15 protein-coding genes are annotated in these 13853 nt (G+C 65.2%); 5 read left to right on the top strand and 10 right to left on the bottom strand.

Annotated features, from left to right (window positions below):
* Positions 1-254 precede the first annotated feature (254 nt).
* The gene (gene merR, locus NFX52_RS19965; RefSeq protein ID WP_055401759.1) at positions 255-653 is read right to left on the bottom strand and encodes a mercury resistance transcriptional regulator MerR; all 399 of its coding nucleotides are present in this window, start codon (positions 651-653) and stop codon (positions 255-257) included.
* Positions 654-728: 75 nt separating this feature from the next.
* Here merR and NFX52_RS31480 point away from each other — a divergent pair, with 75 nt between their 5' ends.
* Genes NFX52_RS31480 through NFX52_RS19950 form a run of 3 tightly spaced genes read left to right on the top strand, consistent with a single transcriptional unit; the run spans position 729 to position 1580 of the window.
* The gene (locus tag NFX52_RS31480; protein WP_242701336.1) at positions 729-1076 is read left to right on the top strand and encodes a mercuric transporter MerT family protein; all 348 of its coding nucleotides are present in this window, start codon (positions 729-731) and stop codon (positions 1074-1076) included.
* A gap of 12 nt (positions 1077-1088) precedes the next feature.
* Positions 1089-1316, top strand: a complete 228-nt coding sequence (locus tag NFX52_RS31475) for a heavy-metal-associated domain-containing protein (RefSeq protein ID WP_492759474.1) — start codon at positions 1089-1091, stop codon at positions 1314-1316.
* Positions 1317-1370: 54 nt separating this feature from the next.
* Positions 1371-1580, top strand: a complete 210-nt coding sequence (locus tag NFX52_RS19950) for a GDCCVxC domain-containing (seleno)protein (protein WP_055401762.1) — start codon at positions 1371-1373, stop codon at positions 1578-1580.
* 12 nt (positions 1581-1592) lie between these two features.
* Here the strand turns inward: NFX52_RS19950 and NFX52_RS19945 are convergent, their stop codons facing one another.
* The 3 genes from NFX52_RS19945 to NFX52_RS19935 are packed head-to-tail and all read right to left on the bottom strand — an operon-like array spanning position 1593 to position 5227.
* Positions 1593-4565 (bottom strand): Tn3-like element ISAzs17 family transposase, encoded by a 2973-nt coding sequence (locus NFX52_RS19945; protein WP_055401764.1) that lies wholly within the window; start codon positions 4563-4565, stop codon positions 1593-1595.
* Between the two features lie 3 nt (positions 4566-4568).
* Positions 4569-4988, bottom strand: a complete 420-nt coding sequence (locus NFX52_RS19940; protein ID WP_055401766.1) for a putative toxin-antitoxin system toxin component, PIN family — start codon at positions 4986-4988, stop codon at positions 4569-4571.
* Positions 4988-5227, bottom strand: coding sequence for a ribbon-helix-helix domain-containing protein (locus NFX52_RS19935; protein ID WP_020909879.1), 240 nt, complete (start codon positions 5225-5227; stop codon positions 4988-4990). The genes NFX52_RS19940 and NFX52_RS19935 overlap by 1 nt, the downstream gene beginning before the upstream one ends.
* Before the next feature lie 209 nt (positions 5228-5436).
* On the opposite strand from NFX52_RS19935, the gene NFX52_RS19930 reads away from it, so the two are divergent.
* Positions 5437-6213 carry a recombinase family protein gene (locus NFX52_RS19930; RefSeq protein ID WP_055401768.1) on the top strand — a complete coding sequence of 259 codons (777 nt, stop codon included), beginning with the start codon at positions 5437-5439 and terminating at the stop codon, positions 6211-6213.
* Positions 6214-6375: 162 nt separating this feature from the next.
* Here NFX52_RS19930 and lspA read toward each other — a convergent pair whose 3' ends face one another.
* The 5 genes from lspA to NFX52_RS19905 are packed head-to-tail and all read right to left on the bottom strand — an operon-like array spanning position 6376 to position 12397.
* Positions 6376-6873 (bottom strand): signal peptidase II, encoded by a 498-nt coding sequence (gene lspA / locus NFX52_RS19925; RefSeq protein WP_055394945.1) that lies wholly within the window; start codon positions 6871-6873, stop codon positions 6376-6378.
* Positions 6874-8289 (bottom strand): TRAP transporter large permease, encoded by a 1416-nt coding sequence (locus NFX52_RS19920; protein ID WP_055394947.1) that lies wholly within the window; start codon positions 8287-8289, stop codon positions 6874-6876.
* Positions 8286-8858, bottom strand: coding sequence for a TRAP transporter small permease subunit (locus tag NFX52_RS19915; protein ID WP_055394949.1), 573 nt, complete (start codon positions 8856-8858; stop codon positions 8286-8288). Before NFX52_RS19915 ends, NFX52_RS19920 begins: the two co-directional genes overlap by 4 nt.
* Positions 8855-9478 (bottom strand): phosphatase PAP2 family protein, encoded by a 624-nt coding sequence (locus NFX52_RS19910; protein ID WP_055394951.1) that lies wholly within the window; start codon positions 9476-9478, stop codon positions 8855-8857. The genes NFX52_RS19915 and NFX52_RS19910 overlap by 4 nt, the downstream gene beginning before the upstream one ends.
* Before the next feature lie 6 nt (positions 9479-9484).
* The gene (locus NFX52_RS19905) at positions 9485-12397 is read right to left on the bottom strand and encodes a heavy metal translocating P-type ATPase (protein ID WP_055394952.1); all 2913 of its coding nucleotides are present in this window, start codon (positions 12395-12397) and stop codon (positions 9485-9487) included.
* A gap of 97 nt (positions 12398-12494) precedes the next feature.
* Here NFX52_RS19905 and cadR point away from each other — a divergent pair, with 97 nt between their 5' ends.
* The gene (gene cadR / locus NFX52_RS19900; RefSeq protein ID WP_055394954.1) at positions 12495-12893 is read left to right on the top strand and encodes a Cd(II)/Pb(II)-responsive transcriptional regulator; all 399 of its coding nucleotides are present in this window, start codon (positions 12495-12497) and stop codon (positions 12891-12893) included.
* Between the two features lie 3 nt (positions 12894-12896).
* Here cadR and nadE read toward each other — a convergent pair whose 3' ends face one another.
* Positions 12897-13730, bottom strand: coding sequence for an NAD(+) synthase (gene nadE, locus NFX52_RS19895; RefSeq protein ID WP_055394956.1), 834 nt, complete (start codon positions 13728-13730; stop codon positions 12897-12899).
* Positions 13731-13853 lie beyond the last annotated feature (123 nt).

Raw genomic sequence — 13853 nt, 5'->3', positions numbered from 1 at the left:
CCGCTGTGGCCCGCCCAGCGGCCGTTCTCGATGCGTCGTCATTCACACTCATCGGGGAGGCCTTGCGCTACAACAGTTTTCCTTCCGGCCACAGCATCACGGTGTTCGCGGCGGCCGCGGCGGTTCTGGGGTCCGGGGAGCAATGGAACAGCCAACCGACTTAAGCCCTGGCAAAGGAAAGCCGGAACCTCAGAAATTTCTGCTAGCGCGATAGTCAGGCGGTCGCGTCACCCGCTGTGTGATCGTCGTGGTGGTCAGTCACGCTCCAGCACGTCGATGATCGGGCACGGCCTTGTGCTGCCACCGGCATCGCATTGCTGGATCAGATCGCCCAGCGCTTGGTACATGGCCGTCAGGTCGGCCATCTTCTGCTCGATCAGTCCCTGCTTTCGGGCGGCCAGCGCCCGCGTGTCCGAGCAGCCACACGCCGAGTCCAGCGTCAGCAGCATGCCGACTTCATCCAGCGTGAAGCCCAGCGCCTGCGCCCGCTTGATGAAGCGCACCCGCTTGGCCTCCCCTGCCGGGTAGCGCCGATGGCCGCCCAGCGGCTTGGTCGGTTCATCCAGCAGCCCGCGCCGCTGGTAATAGCGGATCGTCTCGATGTTCACTCCGGCAGCGTCCGCCAGCTTGCCGATGGTCAGGTCTGCGCCCATGCAAATTTCCCTTGATTCCGTACTTAAGTACGGAATTTAGAGTAACACTTGGGCGCACAAGTTCAAGGAATCGGCATGGCATCACTCACCGGCAAAAGCTCATTGGTCGCAGGCATCCTCGCCGCCATCGGTGCATCGGTGTGCTGCATCGGGCCGCTCGTGCTGCTGGCCCTCGGCATCGGCGGCACCTGGGTTGGCAGCCTGACGGCAATGGAGCCGTACCGGCCGTTCTTCATCGGCTTGACGCTGCTGTTTCTCGGCCTGGCCTTCCGCAAGCTTTACCTGGTGCCGCAAGTCTGCACCCCAGGCACGCCCTGCGCCGATCCGCGCACGCGCCGCCGGCAACGGCTCACCTTCTGGATCGTCGCCATCCTGTTGCTCGCCCTGCTGGCCGTGCCGTGGCTGGCCTCGTTGTTCTACTGAAAGGAGTTCGCCATGCGCAAATTGCTCATTGCTCTACTGGTTGCCTTGCCGTTCGCGGCACTGGCCGCCTCGTCGAAAACGGTCACACTGGCCGTCCAGAACATGACCTGCCCGCTGTGCCCGATCACGGTCAAGAAATCGCTGGAGAAAGTAGCTGGCGTCAGCGCAGTACAGGTTGATTTCGACAAAAAACAGCCACCGTCACCTACGACCCGGACAAGGCCCAGCCGGAAGCGCTGACCAAGGCCACGACCAACGCGGGCTACCCGTCCGCCGTGCAGAAGTGACGCCGCGATGACCATCATTCTTGAATCTGTGCTGACCTGCCCGCACTGCGGGCACGCCTGGCAGAAGACCATGCCGACGGATGCCTGCCAGTTCTACGACGAGTGCCCGGCGTGCCACGCGCTGCTGCGCCCCAAGCCCGGCGACTGCTGCGTGTTCTGTTCATTCGGCTCGGTGCCGTGCCCGCCTATCCAGCAGCAGCGCGGATGCTGCGGATAGGCTTGAAGCGGCTCAAACGTCGTCCTTCCTGCTCAGGGGTCGCAGCTCGCCACGGGCGACCGCCTCCGGCACTGAGAACGAGTAGCGCCCAAGCATGTTGATGTGCTCATGGCCGAACGGCGATAGCCGAGCCTCGTCCCCGGGCTTCACCGGGTAGCCCTCGCTGCGCAACTGCGCGAGCACCGCGTCCATGTACAGCGTGTTCCACAGCACGATCATGTTGACGACCAGGCCGAGCGCGCTCAACTGATCCTCCTGCCCCTCGCGGTAGCGCTGGAACAGTTCGCCGCGCTTGCCGTGGAAGACTTCGCGCGCCAGGCTGTGGCGGCCTTCGCCGAGATTCAATTGCAGCAACGTGGCGCGGCGGCGGGCCTCGTCGTCGATGAAATTCAGCGTATGGATGGTCTTATCGATGCGGCCGATTTCGGCGATAGCCTGCGCCAGGCTGGTGGGCCGCTCATCGACCTGCAAGGTGCGCATGATGCCCATCGCCGGCACCAGGCCGAGTTTGAGCGAGCCGACCAGGCGCAGCACGTCATCCCAATGCGGCGTGATGCGGTCGAGGTTCACGCGCTGCCGTGCCAGTGTATTGAGGTCGCCATAGTCGGCTTCGGCGTCCACGCGCCAGAAGCGCGTTCCGCCAACGTCGGCCAGGCGTGGGCAGAAACGGTAGCCGGAGAGACGGAACAGACCAAACACCACGTCGCTGTACGCGCCGGTGTCGGTCATGATCTGCGTCGGCTGCAATTCGGTCTGCTGCTCCAGCACAACCGCCAGCAAGACCAGGCTGTCGCGCAGCGTGCCGGGCACGGTGATGGCGTTCAGCCCGGTGCATTGATCGGACAGCAGGTTGTACCAGGTGACGCCGCGCCCGCGATTGAAGTATTTTGGGTTCGGCGCGGCGTGGATGGTGCGCACCGGCACCACGAAGCGCATGCCGTCCGCCGAGGCCACGTCGCCGCCGCCCCAGGCGCGGGCCAGCGCGATGCGGTTCTGCGCCGCCACCAGCACGGCGTTGCAGGCGATCAACGTGTCGTCGCGCACGTAGTTCTGATCGACCCACATCAGCCGGTCGCGCTTGAGCGCCGGGGTGTCCTGCCGCACGAGCGGTTCCGGGCCGGTGTTGCAGGCTTCGGCCATCAGCACCGCGCACAGGCTGGTGGTCAGGTCGGCCGCACGCGCCGTGCGCTCGGTCAGATGCGTGAAGGCGTCCATGCAGCCGGTGCGCCCGGCGACTTCCAGCAGGATTTCCGGCAGATCGACACGCGGCATGCGCGCCTTGATCTCGTTGCGCAGCGCGATCAGCGAAGCCGGTTCTTCCAGCGCCTCCAAGGGGCTGAGCACCAGTTCGGTCTTGTCGCCGACTGTCTCGAAGCGCACCGCGTCGTTCTCGGGCAGGCGTGCGGCGACGCGCCGGTAGGTCTCGTCCAGTTCGCGCGTCAGCGCGGACAACGTGGCCTCGGGCTGCGCCGTCAGGCCCAGCGAGCGGCAGACGATGGGCCGCGCGGCCTCCCACTCGGCTCCGGCCAGCAGCCCGGCGCGCGGATCGGCGTAGCGCCAACTCGGGCTGATGAACACGTCGCGGCGGCGAATCGCGCTGCGCAGCTTGTCGAGCGCGCAGAACGAATAGGCCGTGGCATTGATGCGGCCATCATCCTGCACGACATGGCGCTGCCACGCCTTGCCGACGATGGCCGTGGGCGGATCATGGTCGGGCTTCTCATGCAGCCATTGCAACGCCTGCGCCAAAGGCTGCGCGGCCGGATTGGCGTCGAAGCGGATGATGCGCAGCAACGTCGGCAGGAAGCGCGAGACGGTGGCCTTGCGGGCCTCAAGCTCGGTGTAGAACACATCGTTGGGCGGACGCACCAGGCCGCGAACCTCATTGAGCGCCTGGGCCAGTTCATCGCGGCCGATGGCGGCATAGACGCGCTCGCGCAGTTCGCCGTCCGGCAGGGCCGGATCGAGCAGCATCCGGCATGCCTCGGCCAGCGTCGAGGCGGCCCGATCCAGATCCTTGAGCGAGCGCTGCCTGACCTTGCGGTCTTCCTTCTCGGCCTTGGTGAACAGTTCGCGTAGCAGCAGGTCGAGCACATCGAGGGCGTCGTCCTGCGCACTGGCTTCCAGGCAATGCACGAAGGCCACCAGCGTGGCGATGCGCCGCGCTTCCGGCAGCCGGGCCACGGCGGACACCTTGACGGTGCTGGCGAAGCGGGCCAGCGCCGCGATGCGGCTCGGCGGCACATGGGTGCCCGGCAGCTTGATGCCCAGGCCGCGCACGGTCTCGATGCGCAGCAAGGCCAAAACGAGCGCCGGAGCGCTGACGCGCACCGGTCCCTTGCGCAACCGATCCAGCCAAGACTGGCGGCTGCCTTCGGCAGGCTTGAGCAGGTCGTCGAGGCGCTGCCGCTGTGCGACCGTCACGCCGCGCACGAGCAGACGCCACAGGCGCGACTCCATGCGCGAGCGCACCTCGGCGATGAAGCGTTCCAGCACAGTGACGCCGGGCAGCAGCACCTTGTGGCCGACCAGCCAGCCGTTGGCGTAATCGAACAGCGCGCTCGGCCGGTCGGTGCCCGTCCAGCACAGCGCGCATAGCCACCGGCCAAGGCGGAACTGCACGCCGCCGTCGGCAAATTCACGATAGTCGTAGCGGGCACGAATCTCGGTCGTGTGCCGCCAGCGTTGCTCGCTCTCGCGGTAGGCGAGCACGCAGTCTGGGTCGGCGATGCCGAGCTGGGACGACAGCGTATGCAGTACCGCGCCGGGCACGGCGGCCGGGTCTTCCAGGAAGGTGCCGAGAAAGCGGGCCGTGGTCAGTTGCAGCGCATAGCCCAGTCGGTGGCTGTCGCGCCGCTTGGTGGCGATCCACTCGCGGTCATCGTCGTCCAGGTGGAAGTAGCGCGCCAGCTCTTCGCCGGAAAGCGTGTCTGGGTAGCGGCCGTAGCGTTCCCGTTGCGTGGTGGACAGGAAGCTGACCGGCATGGCTCAAAGCGCCTCGGCGCAGAAAGTGGCCGGCGTGACGATGCGCGTGCGCCCAATGCTACCGCGTTGCAGCAGCCCGGCGCGGCGGTCGCCCGTCACCAGGTAGTCGGCCTCGCCGCTCAAGGCCATCGCCAGCAGGAACGCATCGTTCGGATCATTCGCCTCGATGCCATCCGGCAGCGGCGGCAGTTGCGCCAAAACGATGGCGCGCTGCATGTTGTTGACCATCGTGCCGACGCGGTGCGCGGGCAAGATGGTCTTGAGCTTGGGGTAGCGGCTCACCCGCCGCAGCTCGTCGAGCTGTGCCGCCGATGTCACCAGATCGAAGCGCGCTGCGCGCCAGGCGCGATAGATCGCATCGGGTGGCCCATGGGGCGAAATCAGCGCGCCGAGCAGCACGTTGGTGTCGAGGATTACGCGCATCAGTGTTCACGCGCCCATTGCACAGCCTCGTCGATGAGGTCGGTCAGTTCGGTTTCGCTCATGCTGGCAGCAGCCGTCTTGGCCTGATCGACGGCGCGCTCCAGCAGGTAGGCGCGCACAGCTTCCTCGATGAAGCGCGACAGGTCGCCCTTGCGGCCGCCGCCCTGCGCGGCGATGAACATGCGCACGGACTGATCTACGTCCGGCGATACGGCGATGTTCCAGCGAACGGTGTTCATATTGTCCTCCAATACAGTGTATGGGTGCATAGGTGTTTATACACCTTATCACCATCACTGGCAACGGTTCGATAAAACCTTCGTTTTACAAGACTCTGCCGCGCGACCTGATCCGCAAACAGTGCTGCACCGCAATTCGTCTAAATTTGTGGTTTGATGAATCAAAGTTCGATATTGTTCTGTTTTAACAAGTAAAGCAGACTCTAAGCATGAAAATCGGCTATGCCCGCGTTTCCACGCGCGACCAGAAATCAGACTTGCAGGTGGACGCCCTCAAGGCGGCCGGTTGCGAGCGCGTCTACCAGGACGTGGCGAGCGGCGCGAAGACCGCGCGGCCGGCGCTCGACGAGTTGCTGGCTCAGTTGCGAGCCGACGACGTGCTGGTGATCTGGAAGCTGGATCGCATGGGGCGTTCGCTCAAGCACCTGGTTGAACTGGTCGGCAGCCTGATGGAACGCAAGGTCGGGCTGCTGAGCCTGAACGACCCCATCGACACCACCAGCGCCCAAGGGCGGCTCGTGTTCAACCTGTTCGCCTCGCTCGCGGAGTTCGAGCGCGAGCTGATCCGCGAGCGCACGCAGGCCGGGCTGACGGCGGCACGGGCACGCGGCCGGGTCGGTGGGCGGCCCAAAGGTTTGACGCCGCAGGCCGAGGCAACGGCGCTGGCCGCCGACACGCTGTACCGCGAGCGCAAGCTGTCGGTGGCCGCCATCGCGCAGAAGCTGCATGTGTCCAAGAGCACGCTGTACAGCTACCTGCGGCATCGCGGCGTCGAGATCGGCCCCTACAAGAAACCGGCGCAGGGCCAGCCAGGCCCATCGACGAGTGCTGGCGAGGTTGATCCGCCGAAGGTCGCCACGATCCGGCTGACGCTGCGCATCGAGAGCATGCACGAGCTGCTGGGTGACATCTCAAGCGAGGCGGACGACCGCAACTGCTTCTCGGAAAGCGATGCCCGCATGGATGGGACTGACCGCTACTGGTGATGCCGAGCGCTTAAGTCGGTTGGCTGTTCCATTGCTCCCCGAACCCCCAGTGGGACTGCGACGAAAGCCAACAGATTTCGGAGGCTCTTCATGTGTGCTCCAACTTTTTGGTGGATTGATATCCAGGGCATGCCCATTTTGAACTTCCAGGTTGCCCTTAGTTCACCGGGTCTCTTTCGCCGCAGTAGGATTCTCCGTGCTCATCAGAGACTGAACCACCAGCGCGATCGCCCCGCCCACAATGGCCATGTCGGCGACGTTGAAGGCCGGCCAGTGCCATCCACGCAGGTGGAAGTCGAGGTAGTCGATGACCTGCCCGCGCACGGCCCGGTCGAACGCGTTGCCCAGGGCCCCGCCCAGGATGAGGCTGTACGAAAGGGCTTCCAGTTTCCGCAGCGGCCGGGACAGCTGCCATACCAGCCACGCCGACACCACCAGGGCGATCGCAAGGAAGAACCATCGCTGCCAGCCACCCGCCCCAGCCAGGAAGCTGAACGCCGCGCCGGGATTGAGAACGTGGACCAGGTTGAAAAAGGACGTCACCTCATGCGACCATCCCAAGGGGGTCGTCATGTCGATATAGGTCTTGGCAGCCTGGTCGCCGGCGAGCGCCACGATCGCTAGTGAATACCACTGTGCTTTGCGGAGGGGATGGTTCATCTACTTCTTGTCGGTTTGAGGGACTTCCGGCTCGGACACCGGTTCGGCGGCTGGAAGCCGCAGGGCATCCTCGATTTCCTGCTCGGTCGCCCGCGTCTGGACCTGTTGCGTCGTTGCAAGGTTTGGGAAAGCCACGAGGATACCCACCATCAGCAGCTGGATCGCCAGGAACGGGATCGCGCCCACATAGATCTGCGTGGTGCGGACCGTGGCAGGGGCGACGCTGCGCAGGTTGTACAGCGCGATGCCGAAAGGCGGGTGCATGAAGGAGGTCTGCAACACGACCGCGATCATCACGGTCAGCCACACCATGTCCACGCCGAGTTTGCGCGCAACGGGCGTGATTAGAGGGACCACGATGAACGCGATCTCGAAGAAGTCCAGGAAGAAGCCGAGCAGGAAAATCCCCAGCGTGACGGCAACGAGGAACGGACCTTGACCCTCCGGCAGGTGTTTGAAGATGCCCTCGATCCACACTTGGCCGTCGAATCCCCGGAAGACGAGCGTGAAGAACGAGGCGCCGAGCAGCAGGAAGATCACGCTGGAACACAGGACGCCGGTGCTTGTCAGCGCCTGGCTGAGACGGCCTCCGGAAAGCCGCCGGCGCAGCGCGCCGATGGCCAGGGCGCCGCAGGCGCCGATGGCCCCGCCCTCGGTGGGCGTAGCGACCCCGAAGTAGATCGAAGCGAGGATGCCAAGGATCAGACCAAGCGGCACGCCGGCGGCGACCGCCGCTTCGAGCCACACCCGCTTGCGGGACGCGCCCGCCACGGCGGCGATCGACGGCGCGAGCGAGGGCTTCAATCCTGTCACAACCAGCACGAAAAGCAGGTAGAGCCCGACCAGGATCGCGCTGGGCAGCAGCGCGGCATGGAAGATGTCAATCAGCGGCACCTCCACCTGCTCGGCCAAGACGATCAGCACCAGGCTGGGGGGCAGCATCTGGGCCAAGGTGCCGGCGGCGGCGATCGATCCGGTCGCCAGCCGCGCGTCGTAGCCCGCCTTGAGCATCGCCGGCAGCGCGATCAGACCCATGGCGATGACCGAGGCCGACACGAACCCGGTGATCGCTGACAGCACCGCGCCGACGATGATGGTGGCGTAGAGCAGTCCGCCGGGCGCGCGCCCGAACAGCCGGCCGAGCGCGATCAAGGTGTCCTCGGCGACGCCCGTGCGCTCCAGGATCAGTCCCATAAGGACGAACAGGGGCACCGCCAGGAAGTTGTCGCTGTTGAAGACGCCCTGCAGGCGCAGCGGCATAGCGAGCAGGAAGGACGCGTTGAAATGCCCGAGCGCCACACCGAGCACGCCGAATGCCGCCGCCACGGCGGCCAGCGAGAAAGCCACCGGGAACCCGGCCAGCAGCACGACGACCAGCGTCGTGAACATCAGCGGAGCAAGCAGGTCGGGGCTCATGCGAATCCCCGCCGGTCTGGATGCTCGGCCGCCAGTGGCCTAGGCGCGACACCAGCCAAGAAAGCGAGGCAGCGCACCGCCTCGGCGGCGCCTTGCGCTGCCAGGCTCAGGAAGCCGAGCGGGATCATGCCTTTCATGATCCAGGCCGGGAACCGGCTGAGACTTTCGCGGCTGGCGCGGGTTTCACCGGTGACAACGGATGTGACGAAGTCGGGCCAGGTCACCCACACCGCCGCCAGGCACAGCGGCAGCAGCACCACCGCGATGCCCGCGAGATCGAGCCACGCCATGCCGCGCGGCCCGAGGAATCCGGAGAACACGTCGATGCGCACGTGCTCGTCGCGCTTGAAGGTGTAGGCGGCCATCAGCAGCACGGCCGCCGCGAAGAAGTGCGGTTGCACGTCATACATGGTGGACGACGCGACGCCGAAGAGTTTGCGGCTGATCGCGTTCCCGGCGATCAGCACGGCGTTGGCCAGCAGGCCCCAGCGGACGACAAAGGCGAGCCGACGGTTGGCCCAGTCGATGCCGTCGGCAGCGCGCAGTGCGGCCTGCAAGCCGGCCTTCACCGACCGGCTCCTGCGAGTCGCGGATGCCGCGCAATCCTGTTGGCCCATGGAAGTGCCGCAGCGACACATACGCATCCCAGGGCGAAGCCGGCGAGGACGTCCGCGGGAAAATGCGCGCCCAGAACGATGCGCGACCAGCCCACCGCCGCCGCGAACAGCAGCAGGCCGATCCTGCCCGGCCAGCTCAATACAGGCCACAGCGCAGCCGTCAGGACGCCCACGTAGACCGAGTGGCCGCTGGGCATGGTGTACCGGCTGTCCGGCGCCGAGGCGGCTCGGTAGACTGCATCACCGAGTACCACGAACGGACGCGGCATCGCGAACACTGCCTTGGCGAGAGCTGCGGTGGCGAGGGACAGCGTCAAGCCCATCACAAATCTGCACAACGGCACAGCGAGCGTAGTCGCCCCTTGCCGAAGCTGAATGTACCGCCAAACCAGCAGCAGGACCACGACGGCCGGGGCGCCCCAGTAGCTGCCGAATATGCTCAGGACTTCGGGCAGCCAGATCCAGCCGTCAGGCAGGGCGCGCTGGATGGCAAGGAAAAGATCCACGTTGGCGCCGCCCCAGTCATACAGCCAGTGTCTCGTCCACTGCTCCACGGTGTCGATCGCCTGCATGAGGCGTCAGGCCGTCTTGAGCTTCAGCAGGCGCAGGCCATTGAAGACGACCAGCAGGCTCGCCCCCATGTCGGCGAACACCGCCATCCACATCGTAGCCTGACCCGTGAATGTCAGCGCAACGAATACCGCCTTGATGCCCAAGGCCAGGACGATGTTCTGCGTCAGAATCGACGCGGTCGTGCGCGACAGCCGGATGAAGGTGGGAATTTTCCGAAGGTCATCGTCCATCAGGGCGACATCAGCCGTTTCGATGGCCGTGTCGGTGCCGGCTGCGCCCATGGCGAAGCCGATGTCGGCGCGCGCGAGCGCGGGCGAATCGTTGATACCGTCGCCGACCATACCCACTTGACTTTGCCCACCGATCAGTCCCTCGACGGTCTTAAGCTTGTCCTCGGGCAGCTGGTCGCCCCGGGCTTCGGAGATCCCGACCTGGGCAGCGATAGCGTCGGCGGTGTGCTGGTTGTCCCCGGTAAGCATGATTGTGCGCACGCCTAGTGCCTGCAAATCGGACACGGCCTCACGACTGCTTTCTTTCACGGTGTCAGCGACAGCGAAGATGCCAAGCACGTATGCATCGACCATGAGCAGAATGGCCGTTTTCCCCTGGCGTTCGAGGCCCTCCAACTGCGCCTGAAGCGCGGCATTGCTGAGGCCGAGCTCCTTCGCCAATCGATGGTTGCCCATGTTCAGCATACGCCCGGCGATGCGGCCACGCACGCCGCGGCCGGGCAGCGCCGCGAAGTCGTTCACTTCCAGCAGCGCGACGCCGTCGCGATTCGCCCTGCGGGCGATTGCTTGGGAGACCGGGTGGTCAGAACGCGCGGCGAGGCTTGCTGCCCAGGTGGCAATGTCGTTTGCATCGCCGACCAGCGGCACGAAGTCGGTCTGCTCTGGTTTGCCGTGAGTGAGCGTGCCGGTCTTGTCCAAGGCCAGCACCTTGAGCTTGCGCCCGCCTTCCAGGTACACGCCACCCTTGATCAGGATGCCGCGCCGGGCCGCAGCGGCCAGGCCGCTGACAATGGTGACGGGCGTGGAGATGACCAGAGCGCATGGACAAGCGACCACCAGCAGGACCAGCGCCTTGTAGATCCAGTCGAACCAGGCGCCGCCGAAGGCGAGCGGCGGAACGACCGCGACCAGCACAGCCACCGCAAACACGGCCGGCGTGTACACCCGCGCGAACTGATCGACGAAACGTTGCGTGGGCGCCCGGCTGCCTTGCGCCGACTCCACCGCATGGATGATTCGAGCAAGCGTAGAGTCGCTGGCGCCGGCCGTCACCTTGTACTCGAATGAGCCAGTCTCGTTGATGGTGCCTGCGAACACCTGGTCGCCTTCAGCCTTCTCGACCGGAAGGCTTTCGCCGGTGATGGGCGCCTGATTGATGGCCGAGCGTCCGGCGGTAATCAGTCCGTCCAATGCAATGCGCTCTCCGGGACGCACTCGTACTACCGCGCCTTTGGCTATTTCCTTAGCCGAGACTTCCTTCCATGAGCCGTCGGGCTGGCGCGCGGTCGCAGTCTCCGGCGCCAGGTCCATCAGCCCGCGAATGGCATTGCGGGCGCGGTCCAGCGACTTTGCCTCGATCACCTCGGCCAGCGCGAAGAGGAACATGACCATGGCCGCCTCGGGCCAGTGGCCGATCGCCATCGCGCCCGTGACCGCAATGGACATCAACGCATTCATGTTCAGGTTGCGATTTTTTAGCGCAATCCAGCCCTTCTTGTAGGTGCTGAGGCCGCCCGTAAAGATCGAGACCAGTGCGAGCACGATCACCGCCCAGTGGTTGCCATCGTTGACCCAGTACACGCCCTCAGCGAGCACGGCCGCGATGCCGGAGACTGCCATCGGCCACCAGGGGGTCTTCTGCGCGGGCGCTTGGGGGTCGCGCGGCTCATCGGTCTTCTGCACCTCGGCTTCCATGCCCAGCGACTCGATGGCTTCGACCGCCGGCTTGATCGCGTCCGGCGCATGCCGGACGGTGAGTGTGCGCTGCATCAGGTTGAAGTCCAGGCCCTGAACACCCGGCATGCCTTGCAGCTTGCCGCGTATCAGGCCTTCCTCGGTCGGGCAGTCCATCTTGGCGATGCGCAGCAGCGTGGTGACCGTCTGGAGGTCCTGCCGCTCGGTCCGCATTCCGATGGACGCAAGCGCCTTCTCGATCGGTTCGGTCGAAGGCAGAGTGTGCTGGACGCCCAGCACCCGTTGCATCAGATTGAAGTCCAGCCCGGTCACGCCCGGCTCCTTGCCCAACCGGTCGCGGATCAGCGCTTCTTCCGTCGGGCAATCCATGTTCTCGATCCGGTACGTCACCCGCTCTCCGGCCGGCGTCGTGGACGCCGAGGCGGACGGCTGAGGCTGGGCTGGCGGGGATTCGACTAATGCCGCAGTTGCCGCCGGTCCCCCGAGATCCGCGGCCTGCTCCTTGGCATGCATGCCGATGGAGGCCAGGACCTGCTCCATCTGCGCGCGCGCGTCGGCGAGGTGCTTCACCGACAGGGTGCGCTCGCCCAGGTCGAAGTCCAGGTCCTGCACGCCTTCGACCGCGCCCAGGTGCGAGCGAATGAGTTTTTCCTCGCTCGGGCAGTCCATGTTCTCGATGCGGTAGGTGGTCAGCACCGCCGTATCCCGGACAGCCTGCGCCTTCATGCCCACCGAGTTCAGTGCCTGCGTCAGGGCGTCAGCCAAGACCAGGCTGTGCGAAACGGTCAGCTTGCGCTGCGGGAGATCAAATTCCAGCTGCTCGACGCCCGGCATGTTCTCCAGCGTGCGCCGCACAAGTGCTTCTTCGTTCCGGCAGTCCATGTTGCTCACATGGAAAACAGTGGATTCGGTGCTGCCCTGCTCGCTGGCGCAGCTGGCCTGCTGGCCATTGCCGCCGGAGCAGCCGCATGAATTGGACGTGTCTTTGTTCATAGATCGCTCACCCTTCGTTGGCAGGGGCTTTCCCCGCATACCACCATTGAACAACCTCTAGTTGATATAGAGTCAAGCTTTTCTGGAGGAAAAATCAATGCTGCGGATCGGTGAACTGGCCAAAAGGGCGGACTGCCTGGTGCAGACCGTGCGCTTCTACGAGTCCGAGGGATTGCTTCTCGAGCCTGCGCGCAGCGAGGGCAATTTCAGGCTATACGACGACGTCCACCTGCAGCGCCTGCTCTTCATCCGCCGCTGCCGGGCCAAGGATATGACGCTGGATGAAATCCGGCAACTGCTGAACTTCCGGGATCGGCCGGAGCTGGACTGCGGCGAAGTGAACTCCCTGGTCGACTCCCATATCGCCCAGGTACGGGCCAAGATCAAGGAATTGCGGGAACTGGAGCGCGAATTGATCGATCTGCGGCGCTCCTGCAATACCGCGCGCACCGCGCTCGAATGCGGCATTCTCCACGGTTTGGCGGAGCCCGCCTGACGCTCAAGCGGCGCGCTGGGAAGCAGGGACGGCAGGCAGCGCCCGCTTGTGGGCCGTGCGGCGGAAAGTCTGCACGATGACCTCGGCGCTGGCCGGATCAACGTCCTTACCCTCCAGGAAATCGTCGACCACGTCGTAACTGACACCCAGGGCTGCCTCATCGGGGCGCAATGGTCGCATAGACTCCAGATCGGCCGTGGGGACTTTGTGGGCCAGCTGCTCGTCGCCACCGAGCGCCAAAGCCAGGGCGCGAACGCGGCGCTTGGTGAGACCGCCCAGCGGACTCAGATCGAACCCGCCGTCGCCGAACTTGGTGAAGAAGCCCATCACCGCCTCGGCGGCATGGTCCGTCCCGACCACCAGCCCGCCCGTTGCGCCCGCAACTGCGTACTGCGCGATCATGCGCTGCCGCGCCTTGATGTTGCCGAGCACGAAATCTTCCTGCCAGTGGTCGTTGAATTTGAGTCCGCTGGCTTTCAACTGCTCGAGCATCGCATCGGCGGCCGGCTTGATGTCTGCGTCCAGTGTCTCGTCCGGATCGATGAAGGACACCGCCCGCTGCGCGTCAGCCTGGTCGGCCTGCACCCCATACGGTAGGCGCATCGCGATGAAACGTATCTGCATCCCCGATGAGCGCAGCTGCTCCGCCGCCAGTTGGCAAAGGCGCCCGGCGACGCTCGAATCCACTCCACCGCTGATCCCAAGCACAAGCGATTCCGCGGTGGCGGCTCGCGCGTACTCCACGAGAAACTGCGTGCGCCTGGCGATCTGCGCTGGTGCATCGAAGTGAGGGTCGACGCCCAGTTCGGCGGCAATTCGGCTTTGTGCTTCGTGCATCCGCCGATATTAGCGCCTTCGCAGAAGGACACCGCAGTCGAGCGAGTGCACCTCGCCACCTAATCCAGCCGCCGGCTTCATCTCCGTTGGGACAACAATTTCCGCGCCTGGGAACACGGATGA

It is taken from the genome of Acidovorax facilis (assembly GCF_023913775.1).
Lineage (GTDB): Bacteria > Pseudomonadota > Gammaproteobacteria > Burkholderiales > Burkholderiaceae_C > Acidovorax > Acidovorax facilis.
Note: the sequence above shows the minus strand (reverse complement) of the source record. Positions and strands in the feature narration are given on the sequence as shown.

What these genes read in the sequence shown, in the direction of transcription:
- NFX52_RS19935 (WP_020909879.1), bottom strand. Translation starts at nt 5,227, where the DNA reads ATGAACACCGTTCGCTGGAACATCGCCGTATCGCCGGACGTAGATCAG.
- NFX52_RS31475 (WP_492759474.1), top strand. Translation starts at nt 1,089, where the DNA reads ATGCGCAAATTGCTCATTGCTCTACTGGTTGCCTTGCCGTTCGCGGCA.
- NFX52_RS19950 (WP_055401762.1), top strand. Translation starts at nt 1,371, where the DNA reads ATGACCATCATTCTTGAATCTGTGCTGACCTGCCCGCACTGCGGGCAC.
- NFX52_RS19945 (WP_055401764.1), bottom strand. Translation starts at nt 4,565, where the DNA reads ATGCCGGTCAGCTTCCTGTCCACCACGCAACGGGAACGCTACGGCCGC.
- nadE (WP_055394956.1), bottom strand. Translation starts at nt 13,730, where the DNA reads ATGCACGAAGCACAAAGCCGAATTGCCGCCGAACTGGGCGTCGACCCT.
- NFX52_RS19910 (WP_055394951.1), bottom strand. Translation starts at nt 9,478, where the DNA reads ATGCAGGCGATCGACACCGTGGAGCAGTGGACGAGACACTGGCTGTAT.
- NFX52_RS19940 (WP_055401766.1), bottom strand. Translation starts at nt 4,988, where the DNA reads ATGCGCGTAATCCTCGACACCAACGTGCTGCTCGGCGCGCTGATTTCG.
- cadR (WP_055394954.1), top strand. Translation starts at nt 12,495, where the DNA reads ATGCTGCGGATCGGTGAACTGGCCAAAAGGGCGGACTGCCTGGTGCAG.
- lspA (WP_055394945.1), bottom strand. Translation starts at nt 6,873, where the DNA reads ATGAACCATCCCCTCCGCAAAGCACAGTGGTATTCACTAGCGATCGTG.
- merR (WP_055401759.1), bottom strand. Translation starts at nt 653, where the DNA reads ATGGGCGCAGACCTGACCATCGGCAAGCTGGCGGACGCTGCCGGAGTG.
- NFX52_RS19930 (WP_055401768.1), top strand. Translation starts at nt 5,437, where the DNA reads ATGAAAATCGGCTATGCCCGCGTTTCCACGCGCGACCAGAAATCAGAC.
- NFX52_RS19920 (WP_055394947.1), bottom strand. Translation starts at nt 8,289, where the DNA reads ATGAGCCCCGACCTGCTTGCTCCGCTGATGTTCACGACGCTGGTCGTC.
- NFX52_RS19905 (WP_055394952.1), bottom strand. Translation starts at nt 12,397, where the DNA reads ATGAACAAAGACACGTCCAATTCATGCGGCTGCTCCGGCGGCAATGGC.
- NFX52_RS31480 (WP_242701336.1), top strand. Translation starts at nt 729, where the DNA reads ATGGCATCACTCACCGGCAAAAGCTCATTGGTCGCAGGCATCCTCGCC.